The sequence below is a fragment of the Pelosinus fermentans JBW45 genome, from assembly GCF_000271665.2.
Classification (GTDB): Bacteria; Bacillota; Negativicutes; order DSM-13327; family DSM-13327; genus Pelosinus; species Pelosinus baikalensis.
Window position 1 is genome coordinate 4699824 of sequence record NZ_CP010978.1, and the last position, 15133, is coordinate 4714956.

13 protein-coding genes and 1 pseudogene are annotated in these 15133 nt (G+C 38.8%); 2 read left to right on the forward strand and 12 right to left on the reverse strand.

The window, feature by feature from the left end; translation table 11 throughout:
* Positions 1–8: 8 nt before the first annotated feature.
* The 3 genes from JBW_RS20860 to JBW_RS20870 form a co-directional block, all read right to left on the reverse strand.
* The gene (locus JBW_RS20860; protein ID WP_007960297.1) at positions 9–1196 is read right to left on the reverse strand and encodes a PLP-dependent aminotransferase family protein; all 1188 of its coding nucleotides are present in this window, start codon (positions 1194–1196) and stop codon (positions 9–11) included.
* A gap of 77 nt (positions 1197–1273) precedes the next feature.
* A complete protein-coding gene (locus tag JBW_RS20865) occupies positions 1274–1585 on the reverse strand; it encodes an AzlD domain-containing protein (protein ID WP_007960296.1) in 312 nt (103 codons plus the stop codon).
* Positions 1575–2261, reverse strand: a complete 687-nt coding sequence (locus JBW_RS20870) for an AzlC family ABC transporter permease (protein WP_007960294.1) — start codon at positions 2259–2261, stop codon at positions 1575–1577. The genes JBW_RS20865 and JBW_RS20870 overlap by 11 nt, the downstream gene beginning before the upstream one ends.
* A 120-nt stretch (positions 2262–2381) precedes the next feature.
* Here JBW_RS20870 and JBW_RS20875 point away from each other — a divergent pair, with 120 nt between their 5' ends.
* Positions 2382–3893 carry a PLP-dependent aminotransferase family protein gene (locus JBW_RS20875; RefSeq protein ID WP_007960292.1) on the forward strand — a complete coding sequence of 504 codons (1512 nt, stop codon included), beginning with the start codon at positions 2382–2384 and terminating at the stop codon, positions 3891–3893.
* Between the two features lie 94 nt (positions 3894–3987).
* On the opposite strand, the gene JBW_RS20880 is transcribed toward JBW_RS20875, so the two are convergent.
* Together JBW_RS20880 and JBW_RS20885 are read right to left on the reverse strand one after the other, a co-directional pair.
* Positions 3988–4380, reverse strand: coding sequence for a NusG domain II-containing protein (locus tag JBW_RS20880; protein ID WP_235334083.1), 393 nt, complete (start codon positions 4378–4380; stop codon positions 3988–3990).
* 70 nt (positions 4381–4450) lie between these two features.
* Complete coding sequence (locus JBW_RS20885) at positions 4451–5326, reverse strand: LysR family transcriptional regulator (RefSeq protein ID WP_235334084.1); 876 nt, start codon at positions 5324–5326, stop codon at positions 4451–4453.
* A gap of 103 nt (positions 5327–5429) precedes the next feature.
* On the opposite strand from JBW_RS20885, the gene JBW_RS20890 reads away from it, so the two are divergent.
* Positions 5430–6425: a YeiH family protein gene (locus tag JBW_RS20890; RefSeq protein WP_007960288.1), complete on the forward strand. Its 996-nt coding sequence runs from the start codon at positions 5430–5432 to the stop codon at positions 6423–6425.
* 194 nt (positions 6426–6619) lie between these two features.
* Here the strand turns inward: JBW_RS20890 and hypD are convergent, their stop codons facing one another.
* The 7 genes and pseudogenes from hypD to JBW_RS20925 all read right to left on the reverse strand — a co-directional run bounded on the left by hypD (position 6620) and on the right by JBW_RS20925 (position 15060).
* Positions 6620–8995 carry a trans-4-hydroxy-L-proline dehydratase gene (hypD, locus tag JBW_RS20895; RefSeq protein WP_007960286.1) on the reverse strand — a complete coding sequence of 792 codons (2376 nt, stop codon included), beginning with the start codon at positions 8993–8995 and terminating at the stop codon, positions 6620–6622.
* Positions 8996–8998: 3 nt separating this feature from the next.
* Entirely contained in the window at positions 8999–9895 is an 897-nt protein-coding gene (locus JBW_RS20900) for a trans-4-hydroxy-L-proline dehydratase activase (RefSeq protein ID WP_007960283.1), read from the reverse strand.
* Between the two features lie 30 nt (positions 9896–9925).
* Positions 9926–10486, reverse strand: coding sequence for a helix-turn-helix domain-containing protein (locus JBW_RS20905; RefSeq protein WP_007960282.1), 561 nt, complete (start codon positions 10484–10486; stop codon positions 9926–9928).
* A 345-nt stretch (positions 10487–10831) separates the two neighbouring features.
* Complete coding sequence (locus JBW_RS20910; protein WP_007960281.1) at positions 10832–12184, reverse strand: two-component system sensor histidine kinase NtrB; 1353 nt, start codon at positions 12182–12184, stop codon at positions 10832–10834.
* A gap of 377 nt (positions 12185–12561) precedes the next feature.
* Positions 12562–13848 carry a homocysteine synthase gene (locus JBW_RS20915; protein ID WP_007960280.1) on the reverse strand — a complete coding sequence of 429 codons (1287 nt, stop codon included), beginning with the start codon at positions 13846–13848 and terminating at the stop codon, positions 12562–12564.
* A 282-nt stretch (positions 13849–14130) separates the two neighbouring features.
* Positions 14131–14295 (reverse strand): annotated as a pseudogene (locus tag JBW_RS20920) (TolC family protein); the annotation flags it as partial.
* A gap of 165 nt (positions 14296–14460) precedes the next feature.
* On the reverse strand, positions 14461–15060 hold the full coding sequence (locus tag JBW_RS20925; protein ID WP_007960278.1) for a TetR/AcrR family transcriptional regulator: 600 nt from the start codon (positions 15058–15060) through the stop codon (positions 14461–14463).
* Positions 15061–15133 lie beyond the last annotated feature (73 nt).

Sequence of the window (15133 nt, forward strand, 5' to 3'; positions counted from 1 at the left end):
ATCTTTTTTTAGATCATTACATTTTTTATCGCAAGAGCTAACCGTTGTATCCCTTCAATGATTTTTTCTTCCGACATATTTGAATAATTTAGTCGAAAGGTATTTTCAACACCGCCATTCGGAAAAAAGGAATCCCCCGGTACAAAAGCTACGTTATTTTTCAGACAGTCATGAAGTAAGTCTACGGACTTAATATGCCTAGGAAGCTCAACCCATAGAAACAGACCTCCCTGAGGGTGAGTAAAGCTTACTCCTTGAGGCATTGTTTTATTCAACATTTCCACCATTACATCTCTGCGTTTTCGATATACGGCAACTAGCTTCTCTATATGTGTTTCAAAGTCAAACACATCCATGTAGGCTGCGATCTCCATCTGACTTCTTATCGATGTACATAAATCAGCCCCCTGTTTTACTAATACATATTTTTCAATAAATTCAGCATCAGCAGCAATCCATCCTATACGTAATCCTGGACAGAACGTTTTCGAAAAAGTGCTTGTAAAGATGACCTTTCCTGACCTATCCATTGATTTTAATGAAGGAAGAATCTCATTTTCAAAACGTAATTCTCCATATGGATTATCTTCAATAACTGGAATGTCATATTGTTGTACCAGTTTCATAAAATCACGTCTACGCTCCAGCGACCAAGTTTTTCCCGTAGGATTTTGAAAATCAGGGATTACATAAATCAGCTTTATACTTTTCTGTGCTGCAATTATTTTTTCAAGTTCTTCTATAATCATTCCCTGGTCATCCGTGGGCACTTCTATAAAACGCGGTCCATAAGCTTTAAGAGCGCTAATGGCCGCCAAATAGGTTGGACTTTCGCACAGTACAATATCTCCTTCATCCAGGAAGAGCTTTCCAGAAAGGTCTAACGCCTGCTGTGAACCACAAGTGATTACTATGTTATCAGCAGTAACACTTGTTTTAAATTTTCGGTTCATTCGCTCTGCTATTTTCTCTCTCAAGGGTTTATATCCTTCAGTAGTGGAATATTGTAAGGCTTCTCTACCCATTTGTTCTAATACCCTTATGGATATCTCCTTTAATTCTTCCACCGGAAACAATTCCGGAGCCGGTAATCCTCCTGCAAAGGATAATACCTCTTCCCTCTGAGTAATCTTTAGTATTTCCCTGATTTCTGACGCCCGCAATGTTTTCATACGTTTTGCAAAAGTAACCGCCATCACAAAGTCCCTCCTATATGTATTATTATGAAAATCTTTACTGTGAATAGAACTCCCATTTGAGTAAAACAGTAAACTCACATCATGCGCAATACCAATATCATGGTCATACCTGCCCCCATAGTCACAATAGGAGGTTGACGATTATAAGCTACCAAAGCCGTTACTATGCCTGCCAGCAGATAATGATTTGAAAAAGTTAGTGCTATATAACCTTTTGGTGCAAAAAGGGCTGGCGCAATCAAAGCAGTAAGTATTGCAGTAGGTACATGCTTCAAGAAACGTCCAAGCCCAGCAGGTACATCTCTCAAAAGCCCTATACTAGCAAAACGAGTCACAAACGTCACTACCGCCATAGCAAGGATATACATGAGAATTTCAAATCGCATCTTGTTTCCCTCCCATAAGACCGCCAGCCATAGCTGCAGCCAAGCAAGCAATAATGATATACCATTTACCAGGAATTAAAATAACAGCCCCTACGCTAACCAGAGTTGCAACAAGGCATACGATTACACTGGCTTTGTCACGTAAGCGAGGAATCAGTAAGGCTAAGAAGGTAGCTGGCATAGCAAAATCCAATCCCCAAGAAAGTGGATCACTTATGTAATCTCCTAAAATAACACCGCCGATCGTGGACATCACCCATAAGAGGTAACATATTACATTGCTTCCCAACTGATAGGCTCCTGTATAACAGCCTGCTTGTGCACGTTGTATTGTCACAGCATAAGTCTCATCCGTCATTCCACAGGAAAGAAGAGCCTTAAACGGCATGGATAGCCCACTCATATAAGGAGCAAGGGAGGCTCCCATTAAAAGATGACGAAGATTGATTAATAAGGTCGTAAAGCTAACCATTGCCAAGCTAGCCCCCTCCATAAGCATCGGCAGACAGATAAACTGAGCAGATCCAGCAAAAACCAGTATGGACATTGCAATGGTCTCTCCTGAAGTTAAACCAACGGACTTTCCCAAAATACCATATGCTAAACCAAATGGAATCATCCCAACTATTAAAGGTATTGTGTCACTTACACCCTTGCGGAAGTCCTTTTTTTGCATTGTTATCCCTCCAATACTTTACAGTTTTTTTACTTATAATAGCTTGCAGGAATTTAATTGTAAATATCCAATATAATATAATTAAAATACCAATTCTATCTTTTAAGGAGAATTAGATAAATGGATATTACCAAAATGCTAAGTGGTATTCGAATTGACCAATCTAGTTCAGCCCCCATGTATTTGCAGCTTGCAAATGGTTTAGCTGCAAAAATTCAAAATTCAACCCTCTCTGCTGGCACCAAACTGCCTCCAGAACGAGAACTCGTCAGATTACTGGAAGTTAGCCGTACTACAATAATTAACGCCTACAGGCTTCTGGAGGAACGGGGTTTGATAATAACACGAGTCGGCAGCGGCACTTACGTTGCTGGGCCATCATTTACAGATCAGTCAGCGGCCACTATTCTTTGGGAACAATTGTTTACACCTCAATATAAATCACCACTGTCATCATTGCTGCGTACTTTAATTGCTACTCCCACGGCAGATGAGACAATTTCTCTTGCAGCTGGTATGCCAGATCCAACCTTTTATCCTCTCTCCATTATTGAAAAAGCTCTCGTATCCAGTAAATATGACCTTGAAGTTTCAGATTTCGGCCACATGACTACTGAAGGATATCTTCCTCTAAGGCATTCCTTAGCAGCATGGCAAAGCCGTCTGGGAATACAAGCCACTCCTGATCAATTCTTAGTCGCCTCTGGCTCACAGCAAGGTCTGTATCTCATCGTAAAAGCCTTTGTAGAACCACGCGATTACGTTATTGTGGAATCACCTACTTACTTAGGAGCTATTCAGTCATTAGAAGCTTCTGGCGCTCGCATTCTAACCCTGCCACCATCTGATGGTATAAATTTTGAATTGCTTGAAGACTATCTAATACGCTATCGCCCTAAGTTAATGTATACAATTCCTACTTTTCAAAACCCCACTGGCAGGGTTATGTCGCTGCACGATCGGCAAGAATTAATTCGATTAGCCTCACGCTACCGCTTGGTCATCATAGAAGATGATCCCTATAGTCAGCTCTATTACGGTCAGCAGCCCCCTCCTTCCCTCAAGAGTCTCGACACCTATGGCGGTGTAATTTATATGGGCACTTTCTCAAAAATACTTTTTCCAGGTTTACGAACAGGCTGGGTCATCGCCGCTCCACAAGTTATCAATCGATTAGCACAAGAAAAACAGCACATCGATCTACACAGCAATAGTCTTTCTCAAATTATTCTTCATACTTGTCTGGAGGAAGATTACCTGACAAATCATTTAGCTACTGTCCGTATGGAATACAAAAAACGCCGAGATGCTATGGTTGGCGCTATCCGACGTTTTTGCAGCGGTTATATAAATTTTAATATACCTGAGGGAGGTTTTTATCTGTGGTGCAGCATAACGCCTCCGGCCTCTGGTGCAGAACTAATTCGCCGTGCAGCCACAGTAGGTGTTTCTTTTGTACCTGGTGAAGCTTTTTATACAAATGGAACTAAAAGCAATGAAATACGTCTTTGCTTTGCTACCCATAATGAAGAACTGCTAAAAGAAGGCATACGAAGATTAGGGCGCATCTTTGCATCAGGCGCTGCGAATGCAGCACAGCCGTCAGACATAGCTGGCCGACCAATTATTTAACAACACAACACCAAAGAATTTGATCTACGAGTGAACCATACCATAATTCGGTCTAAAACTTTGGTAATTTGCGATTTAAATTATATATATATTTCTACCGTGCAATGTCATCTACATCCAGAGATTCATTTGACACTAAGTGAATCACAATGCGATAGGGCAAATTGACGACTTGTTGAGGCGGTTTGCTAATCCATCCCGTTTGTACACCGATCTGGCGGGGAGAATCGTCTTGCCGTATGCGAATCTTACCATCTTGGACTTCTATAATGGCATATTCCGTCTCGCCGCCAATACGAATTTCCTCATAATAGCCTTGCCTTAAGGTAATGGATTTAAACAGCTTATTGTCCACCCGAATTTCAGCAACTGTATTGGCTTGAGCGGGAAAGAGAATCACACTAAGAATAATTCCTGTAAACGATACTACGCAAAGCATCCCAATCAGCCATTTATCACCTAATGTAAGTCCTATCTTTTTCATCATATATCCTCCAAATGGCTATTGCTATATATAGATTGTATCTAATTATTCCAAAGCGTGCAAATTTGTACCCTCATGCAGGCAGCAATAATTCAATAAGCCGCTTTAAAATAGGAGATAGATACTTATTTCGGTGATAAATAACACTAAATTGTCTTTTAAAAGACACCCCTTCTATTTCTATGATAGCAAGTTCTCTTCGCTCTATTTCCTTTTGCACAGCCATCCATGATATAACGGAAACCCCCAGGCCAATTGACACAGCATTCTTTATACTTTCTGCATTATTATAAATGCCAATAACATTCCAGTTTATTCCTCTTCCTGTCATCACCGATTCAAATAAATTTCGAGTACCGCTTCCTGCTTCACGTACAATAACATCAGCCTCTTCAAGCTCCGCTAACGTAATCTTTCCTCTTCTGCCAAAGGGGTGAGCAGGAGCGCTTACCAATACTAACTCATCTTCCATAAAAGGCATATGTAATATTCCAGAGGATTGTACTTTACCTTCAACCAGTCCGATATCTAACTGATCCGCCAGCAGCATTTCTTCAATTACTGTCGTATTATTCACAGTGGATACAACTTTTACCTTAGGATTACTTTGCCTAAATTCTCTTATCACACTGGGTAAAATATAAGTTCCGACAGTAACACTGGCACCGATCCGTAAGATACCATTATCATGAATCTCCCGCATAGCCTCCTCTACTTCTTGGTTCAAATTGACGATATGCCGGGCATACGTTAATAACTTTTGACCTGCAGTGGTAATAAATAACCTGCGGCCCAACCTCTCAAACAATTTCACATTATAATGTTTCTCAAGTTCAAAGATTGCCTGGCTGACGGATGGCTGGGCTATATAAAGTTTTTTGGCTGCGGCAGTCATATTGCCTTCATCGCATACACATAAAAAAACGTACAAATGTCGTAATGTCATCATAATCCTCTTACTATAGGCATTTACCTATTATTTTAATTATATTATAGTATTTTACATATTGTTCTTCAACTGATAGTATCATGCTTATCGAGGAGGAATCAATATGATCAAAAATAATCGTTTTAGCACTATCATGCCAGGTGCTTTTATCGTTACTATGATAGCTATTCCAGCCTGGTTTTTGGGAATCGCAATCCCTTTGGTGGGAGGACCGATATTTGGAATTCTATTCGGTATAATACTTGCCTTTTTAAAAAGACCCGCATCTTTGAACTTTGGAATCTCCTTTACTGCCAAAAAAGTCTTACAGTATGCGATTATTTTACTTGGCTTTGAAATGAATTTGTTTCATGTTTTTGCAGTCGGCAGCCAGTCTCTGCTTATTATGATTTCTACTATAAGTGCCGCACTGATTACGGCATGGCTGGTGGGGCGCTATTTACGACTTACGGGAAACGTGAATATTCTCATTGGTGTCGGAACAGCGATTTGCGGCGGGTCGGCAATTGCTGCAGCAGCTCCTGTCATTGCGGCAACCGATAAAGAAGTCGCCTATTCCATATCCACAATATTCTTATTTAACATCGCTGCAGTATTTATTTTCCCATTTCTCGGACACATCTTTAGAATGAATGATATGGGTTTTGGAATGTGGGCAGGAACAGCCATCAATGATACGTCTTCTGTAGTAGCTGCCGGCTATTCGTATAGTCAAGCGGCTGGCAACTTTGCTACCATCGTAAAATTAACCCGGACGTTAATGATTGTACCCATAACAATCGCACTAGCTATACTTACTTCCAGAAAAGCTGAAAATACGGGTTCTTTCAGCTTTTCCAAAATATTTCCATGGTTTATTTTTGGTTTTATATTTGCGTCTATTGTCAATACCATCGGATTTCTCCCTTCATCCCTTTGCCTGACCCTTGCCCAAATCGGAAAGTTTTTTATCGTGATGGCCATGGTTGCGATTGGCTTGAACACCCATTTGAAACAACTTATCGGCAATGGTATAAAACCGATTTTTCTGGGATTATCCTGTTGGATTGCCGTAGCTATTGTATCTCTTGCAGTACAACATTATTTGCATATTTGGTAGCAAACTTTTCTTGTCACTAGCGCTCGCCACAGTCATGAAATAAATCACAGGAGTGCCAGAAAAGACATCCGATGCCCTTTTAAAAGAAACTTTTCTTGATAATTTTTCCTGTTAAGATTTATGAAATTTGTGTTTTCCTTGTTAATAAAAAAGACTGTCTCTCACATTTTTGCATCTGAGAGACAGTCTTTTTTTCAATAGAATCCTTGTTCCGTTCGTTCTATGATTTCATCTTGCAGTTCTTTGCTTAAGTTATGGAAATGATCGCTATAGCCTGCTACACGTACAATTAAATCTTTATACTCTTCAGGGCGCTTTTGAGCATCCAATAATGTTTTCGAATCAATTACATTAAATTGAATATGATGTCCGTCTAAATTAAAATAGGTGCGAACTAAGGATACCATATTTTCTAAACCTTGGTCACCAGTGACAACAGAAGGGGTAAATTTCTGGTTGAGCAAAGTTCCTCCCGTCTTGATGTGATCCATTTTGGAAGCGGATTTAATAACAGCAGTAGGTCCTTTTCTGTCGGCACCTTTCTCTGGGGATATTCCTTCGGACAAAGGTTTATAGGCTTTTCTGCCATTAGGACTTGCCCCCATCACCGATCCGAAATATACATGGCAGGTAGTAGGCAGCATATCAATACCGTAAACCCCGCCCTTTCGGGTCTTTCGTCCCACAACTTCATTATGAAACGCATTAAATCCTTCTACCATAATATCATCAGCATAATCATCATCATTGCCGTATTTAGGAGTCCGATTTGCCACTAGGTTATGAATGGTATCATGACCTATAAAATCATCTTCCAAAGCCTTTAGCAGTTCTTTCATCGTAAAACGTTTCTGGTCAAAAACATTGTACTTAATTGCTGACAGACAATCTGTCAGCGTGCCGATGCCCACTCCTTGTATATAATTGGTATTATAAAGAGCTCCGCCTGCGTTATAATCCTTGCCGCTGGCAATGCACCCGCTGGTAATGATCGATAAGAAAGGCACAGGCATATGCTTTGCATACAAATGCTCAATAATGTGATTGCCTGTAACTTTCACATTGATAAAATAATGAAGCTGTTTTTTAAAGGCATCGAATATCTCTTCATAGGTCTTAAAATCCTCAGCAGAGCCAGTCTTTAGGCCCGGCTGCTTTTTCCCGATCGGATCAAAACCATTATTGAGAGTTAATTCCAATACTTTAGGCAGATTAAAATATCCTGTCAGGATGTAGGCCTCTTTGCCAAAAGCACCTGTTTCCACACAGCCGCTGGATCCACCCTGCCGCGCATCGACAATATTCTTGCCTGCTCTTAATAGTTCTTCCACGATCGCTTCTGTGTTATAAAAAGCCGGCTGTCCCCAACCCTTGCGAGATATTTCGCAGGCTTTCTTGATGAAATTATGAGGCGACTTCTTGCTAATCTGAACATTAGAACTAGGCTGCAATAATCGCATCTCATCCATGGTTTCCAAGATTAAATAAGATACTTCATTGATACCATCTGACCCATCATCCTTCACACCGCCAGTGTTAAGATTGGCAAAATCCGTATAGGTACTGCTCTCTTTTAATGTAATCCCGACTTTAGGAGGTGCAGGCTGATTGTTAAACTTTACCCATAAACATTGCAGCAACTCTTTTGCTTTTTCCCTCGTGAGAGTTCCATCCTCTATGCCTTTTTTATAAAAAGGATATAAATGCTGATCCAACCGCCCAGGGCTTAACGCATCCCAAGGATTGATTTCTGTTGTAACGCCAATGTGTACAAACCAATACATTTGAATCGCCTGAGAAAAGGTTTCCGGTTTATGAGCAGGTACAACTTGGCAATTTGCTGCAATTTCCAACAAGTCTGTCTTTTTGTCCTCATCTGTCTCATTTTGGGCCATATCTTTAGCATATTGAGCGTAGCGCTTCCCATATGTCACAATAGCATCACAACATAGCGCCATAGCCTCTAACTGGCTTTTCTTCTCATAAGCCTGGGGATCTTCCAAGAAATCAAGAGCTTTTATTTGTTCTTGTATCTCAGCTTTAGAATCCAAAAAGCCTTTTGTATACATTTTGCCATCTGCTACTGTATGCCCAGGTCCCCTTTGTTCCATAAACTCTGTGAAAATACCACTTTCATAACAATCTAACCATTCCGCGGACATTTGCGCTAAGATATTCTTGCGCATGGATCGATTTTCCCAAAAAGGTATAATCTTTTCCCTCTGCAATTTTTTTGCTGCGTCATCAACCTTAAAGAATATTTTATCTCTTTGATCCATAACCTCAAGGTCTTCTTCTGTATGACAACAAAGTTCTGGAAAGCTAGGTGCATATTGAGGCTGTTCGCCTTTCTCGCCAACAATGAGTTCTCCTTCATTAATGCACAACGTTTTATTCTCCATAATGTGCTGAAAGGTAAGAGCTCGCAATATGGGCGTTTCCACCTTTCCTAAATGTTTTTCATAAGCCTCGGTAACCAGACGTGCTCTTTCAATGGACAAATGGGGCTCTACCATTAGACTCTGATTCCTAAGTTTTCGAATTCTTTCATTCATACCTCTTTGTTCCACAATTTACCCTCCAATCTGCACTTTATAATTTGCTTGTTTAAACATGGACTGGATCTCTTCCAACCTCAAATCTGACGGTCTTTCTAATACTGGTAATGGACAATTAAGCTTTTTATACTTCCCCTGCCCCATATGGTGATAGGGTAATAAGTTGATGGAATGTATCTTAAGAGTGGCAATAAAGTCAATGATGTCCTGAATCTGTTCATTCTTGGTGTTGATTCCCTCAATAAGCGGCAGCCGTAATTGAATGACTGCATCATGATTAGACAACAGTCTTAAATTCTCTAATATTAAAGAGTTGTCCCGCCCGGTGTAATGTTCGTGATCCCGAGAGTCCATCAGCTTAATATCATATAAGAACACATCAACATATTTCATAATCCGCAGGAAATTTTCACTAGGCGCATAACCGCAAGTATCGATGACAACCGTGATGCCTTGTTCTTTACATGCCTTTACCAACGCCTCTACAAAGTCAATTTGGATCATCACTTCGCCACCAGATAAGGTCACCCCACCACCTGATTGTTCATAAAAGGGTTTATCCTTATGAATTTCTTGCATTACATCTTGTACGGTGTATTCTTTTCCGGCTATTTCTCTGGCATTCTTACAGCAATAATCAATACACATTTCACAAGCATTACATTTTTCGGCATCATAAAACAGCTGATGATTATTCTGCCAGGCAGCTTGCTGACTGCAATGCTTTTCACATTCCCCGCACCGAGTACAGCGATCTCTATTAATTAAGATTTCCGCTTTGTAACTTTGGCTTTCTGGATTATGGCACCACTGACAGGTAAGGGGACATCCTTTGAAGAATATGGTAGTGCGAATACCGGGACCATCATGTACAGAAAACTTTTGAATGTTAAATAGTAGTGCTTTTTTCATTTACTCACCTCAAACCTCTAAAAATAGGCTTTACATTTTAAAAGGATTAGGAGAACTAACGACCAGCATCCTTACCATTTTATTCGTATAATTCGCCCAATTATGAACTGTAGAGGAATTGTAATGGGCTGAATCTCCAGGGAATACCTCGATTTGTTCATTGTTGATAAAAAGAGTTAAGATTCCCTCTAACACGTAAATAAACTCTTCTCCCTCATGAGCGTACTGGCTTATATCCTCCTCGCTATTGATTGGCAATAATTCTACTAATCGAGGCAGCAAGGTTTTATCAGGTGCACCATTCGTCAGGTGATAATGAATAAATCGAGAATTCACGACTTGAAATACTTCCTTCTCATAGCTTCGCAAAACATAACTTTCTTTTTTTGTGGGACTCGTAAAAAAATAGGTTAGATCAACCCCCAGAACCTGGGCAATTTTTTGCAGTGAGTCCGTTGCAATATTGGTCAGCCCTCGCTCTAGCTGAGATAAAAGACCCGTAGAAAGAGTGGTTCGCTCACTAACATCCTTTAACGTCATCTTTTTTTGAGTTCGTAATTCTTTTACTTTTTTCCCAATATCTTTATTCATATTTGTGCCTGCTCTTTCTTGTTTTTAAGTTTGTAAAAAAATAAGTATTCTTCTAAGAATACTATATAACAATAAATTCTATTTTTCAATTATTTTTTCATTTAAATGAACTTTATTTTATGATTATGAATAAATTAAATAATTTCTAGCTTTTAGAAGATGTTATATTAATATAATTCATTTTAATGAATTATCGTAAAAACCTGCGCAATCTAAAAAAAACATTTTGAACCACAAAGACGCAAAGGACACAAAGGGTTTTATTTATATTTTCCACCTATAAAACTTATAATTTTGATATAAAAAAAGATTTGAACTTTGACGGTTCAAATCTTTTCATTAATTTTATTTTTTATAAGGAAACTTAAGAGAAAACGTACTGCCTGCCGTATTTGTTTGAATATCAATAAGTGCATTATGCCTGGCTGCAATCTGATAGCATACGGCAAGACCCAAGCCTGTTCCTTTCTCCTTTGTCGTAAAGAAGGGAGTGCCTAGTTTTTCCAAAATTTCCTTTGAAATTCCTTTACCTTCATCCGCAACCTGCAATACAATGTAATGCTCTTCCTTAAAGGTGCTAACAACAACTTTTCCCTTGTCATCCATGGCCTCAAATCCATTTTTCACCAGATTAATGAGTACTTTATGAATATCAATTTTATCTACTAACAGATCCGGTATCGGCTGCAGCACAAATTCGATAGAATGTCCGATTTCACTGCCCATGGCTTCCATCAGAGGTCCTATATCTTCAACAATTTTATTTAGATTCTGCATAGCGGAACCATTTACGCGATTTTTAGCAAGAGTAAGAAAATCGGTAATAATTTCATTTGCTCGATCCAGTTCACATATCATCATTGAAAACTGTTCTGCAAATCCACTAAAATTTGACTTTCTTTGCATATAGCGCAAATATCCTCGTACAGTTGTCATCGGATTGCGAATCTCATGACCGATACTAGCTGCTAACTGCCCCACGAGATTCAAACAACTTAACCTTTCAATATGTTGCTTTAACTCAATGGTTTCTGAAATATCTACAACGGTTAGGAGGAGCATACTCTGTTCATTAAACATTAGGTATTTTATATTTAATAGAATCATATTTGCATTTTGTGATTTCACATTGAATCTGCATTTATAGTCTTTTACACTTTGCTGCTGGAGTAAACTCTTTCGTATATGATGGTAATCCCTTGGAGAAATCATCTCTTTTAATGAATGTATACTCCACTTGAGAATGGTTTCGTGATCCTGTCCTGCCAATTTTACGAAATGATCATTTGCTGTAATAACCTTTCGCGTATCAACAGATATAAGCGCCATGGGGAAGGGGCCGGAAAGAAACAATTCCCTAAATGCTTTCTCCATTTGATCTGCTTTACTGCACAACGTACTTTTATGAATTGGTAAATTATTTTTATATCTAGTAAGCTTAGCTTTTTTTATTGATATTCGCCTACATTTACGGGTTCTCTTCTCAAGCAATCCCATCTTTTCTAAAACAGCAGAATCATGCTGATTTATATTGATGCATCTTAATGTAGGAACAAAGGTAATTACATTTGTTAACTTTCGAATGGTCGTAAATAGAGCACGAAGAGTGTTCTTACTACCTTTCACCTTTACAGGTTTTTTACATGGATTTTTTGCAAAGCAATCTATACCATTTTTTTCCTTAGCGAGAACAGACACACTTCGCCCCCCTTAATATAGCAACATTCAACTAAAAGAAGATGATTTAGCATTCTTTCCCACATATAAAAATCCTTATTAGTATTTTCTGATAATTTCGCTGTTAAATGTTTAATTTCCTTCTAAGAATCTCCATCAAAAACTGACAAATATCTTGTTAATTAGCATAATCCTATTCTGCACTATGTAATCTCTAGGACAATTGTGCAACTCTACATTTTGTTGCTTCCTTTACGTTATTAAATTCTTTCCAGCGAGAAACAGGAGCGAAATACGACCTTACTTTAGAAATTCTTAGCATAAAAGGTTAAGGATTGCCTTATTTCTAGCAATTCTTAACCTTCAGCTTTCTGATTAGTTATACTACTTCATAAAATTTATTGTGCTGCAGCAAGAGCCTGCTCAATATCTGCAATAATATCTGCACTATCTTCAATACCAACTGACAAGCGAATCAGTTCATCCGCTACACCTGCTGTGGCACGCTGTTCAGGAGTAAGTTGGGAATGAGTGGTGCTCGCAGGATGGATAACCAAAGATTTGGCATCCCCCACATTAGCAAGAATTGAGAATAGTTTAAGAGCATCAATAAATTTTTTACCAGCTTCCAATCCACCTTTAATACCAAAGGTTAGGATCGCACCTGCACCTTTTGGCAAATACTTTTTAGCTAATGCATGATCCCGGTGACTGGGAAGACTTGGATAGCTTACCCATTCAACTTGTTCATGTTTTTCAAGATACTGTGCAACGGCCAAGGCATTGTCCGTATGACGCTGCATACGTAAAGGCAAGGTTTCTAATCCTTGCAAGAATAAGAAACTATTGAAAGGACTTACTGCTGCCCCGAAATCACGCAAGATTTGGATACGCAAGCGAGTGATGTAAGCCAAGGATCCTAATGCTTCTGTATAACTTAAACCATGGTAGCTTGGATCCGGTTCTGACAACGAAGGAAATTTGCCGTTAGCCCAATTGAATTTACCACTGTCAATAACCAAACCACCCATGGAAGTTCCATGACCCCCAATAAATTTAGTAGCAGAATGAATTACAATATCAGCACCAAATTCGATAGGACGAGAAAGGTAAGGTGTCGCAAAAGTACTGTCAATCAACAAAGGGATACCATTTTCATGAGCAATCTCAGCTACTTTTTCAACATCAAATACGTCAATTTTAGGATTCCCTATGGTCTCTGCAAAGACAACTCTCGTCTTATCCGTAATCGCTTTACGAAAATTTTCTGGATCACTAGGATCAACGAAAGTTACCTTAATTCCAATACGAGGTAAGGTATAGGCAAACATATTATAAGTACCACCATACAAAGTGGAAGAACTAACGATTTCATCCCCAGCTTGAACGATATTTAATATTGCTGCATTAATCGCAGCATGGCCGGAGGCAAAAGCAAGGGCTGCCACACCGCCTTCCAAAGCTGCAATCCGCTTTTCTAACACATCAGTAGTTGGATTCATAATACGAGTATAAATATTACCAGATTCTTTTAAACCAAATAAATTAGCACCATGTTCACTATCCCGAAAATTGTAGGATGTGGTTTGGTAAATTGGTACTGCCCTTGAACCAGTTGTTGGATCAGGTTCCTGTCCTCCGTGTACTGCCACTGAATCAAAACGTAAATTTTCTGGTAAAGCCATATTTTTATACCCCTTCCTATTCACATATATGTGTTTTTATACAACAATTGATTAACCTGGTACAAGAGACCCAAAGGTCCATATACATCTTCTTAATTGCATTTCGTGCCTTGCCAATTAAAAAGAAAAAGACTAAAGAAAGCCCTCTTCAGGAATTTCTTCAGCCTTCAGTTTGTCTGATCAGCTATAATATTGCTTAAATAATATCATAGCTCTATATTCTCGTCAATAGATGCCTGCTATTTATCAGGGCATGCTCATGAAAAATTCATAAATAATGACTTATTCAGCAGGTACTCCCATGGCTTTTATTAAGTTGGCTTTGCTGGTATTGAAATCATACATCGATTGAATATAATTAGTTTTAGCCGTGGTCAAAGCTACTTGCGCATCAATAACATCAACATTTGTACCTACTCCAACACTATAGCGAACTTGCTGAATCTCTACAGGTGCTGCAAATCCACTCATTAGCGCTGCCACTAGATGTTTTTTCCAATTAGGCTACTTAGTCATGGAAAAAAATCTCCCCCTTCATGAAATCTAAGTAGATGCAACAGGTTTTAGACTCTCATCTACACCTCAATGACCTCTTATCTTACTGGATTGATTCTATTTCTTTATACTGATACCATTTAGATAAATCCTGATTGCTTGACTAATATATTCTTCGTCAGAGCACTCCGAAAAAACGATAAATTCCTTTATAACAGGTGTTGTAAGAAAGTAAAAATTCAGTATCCCTGCTAGGGATACTGCTGCATAGCTAAGATTTAGATCAGGAGCAAAATCTCCAGCAGCAACTCCTTTACACAAAGAGGAGTGAACAAATTGATAAAGTTGAGAAATATATTTTTTTATTATTTTTTCACCACAGGGTGTTGGATTCGCAAGTTCACTATTTACAAACCGAGCTAAAAAGGGATGTTTTCTATGAAGTTTTACGATGTTCTGGGCATATATAGTAAGAAGCTCAATGGCATTTAGATCGTTCATCGTCTCCACTGATTTTAGCAACTTATCTACGGGCGAAAAATTAGCTTCTAACGCCGCTTGATATAACCCTTCTTTACTTTTAAAATAATAAGAAATGGCAGAACTATTAATCTGAACAGCATCCGCTACTTCGCGGATTGAAACAGCTACATATCCTTTCTTCGCAAATAATGGAATGGCTGTTTCCATTATTTTATCTGCTGTACTATATTCCATGTTAAAGCAACTCCTTAATTAACTGTTTATTGAGAGAGATTATTTCAGCTTTCTTTTCACATTTCTAACATCT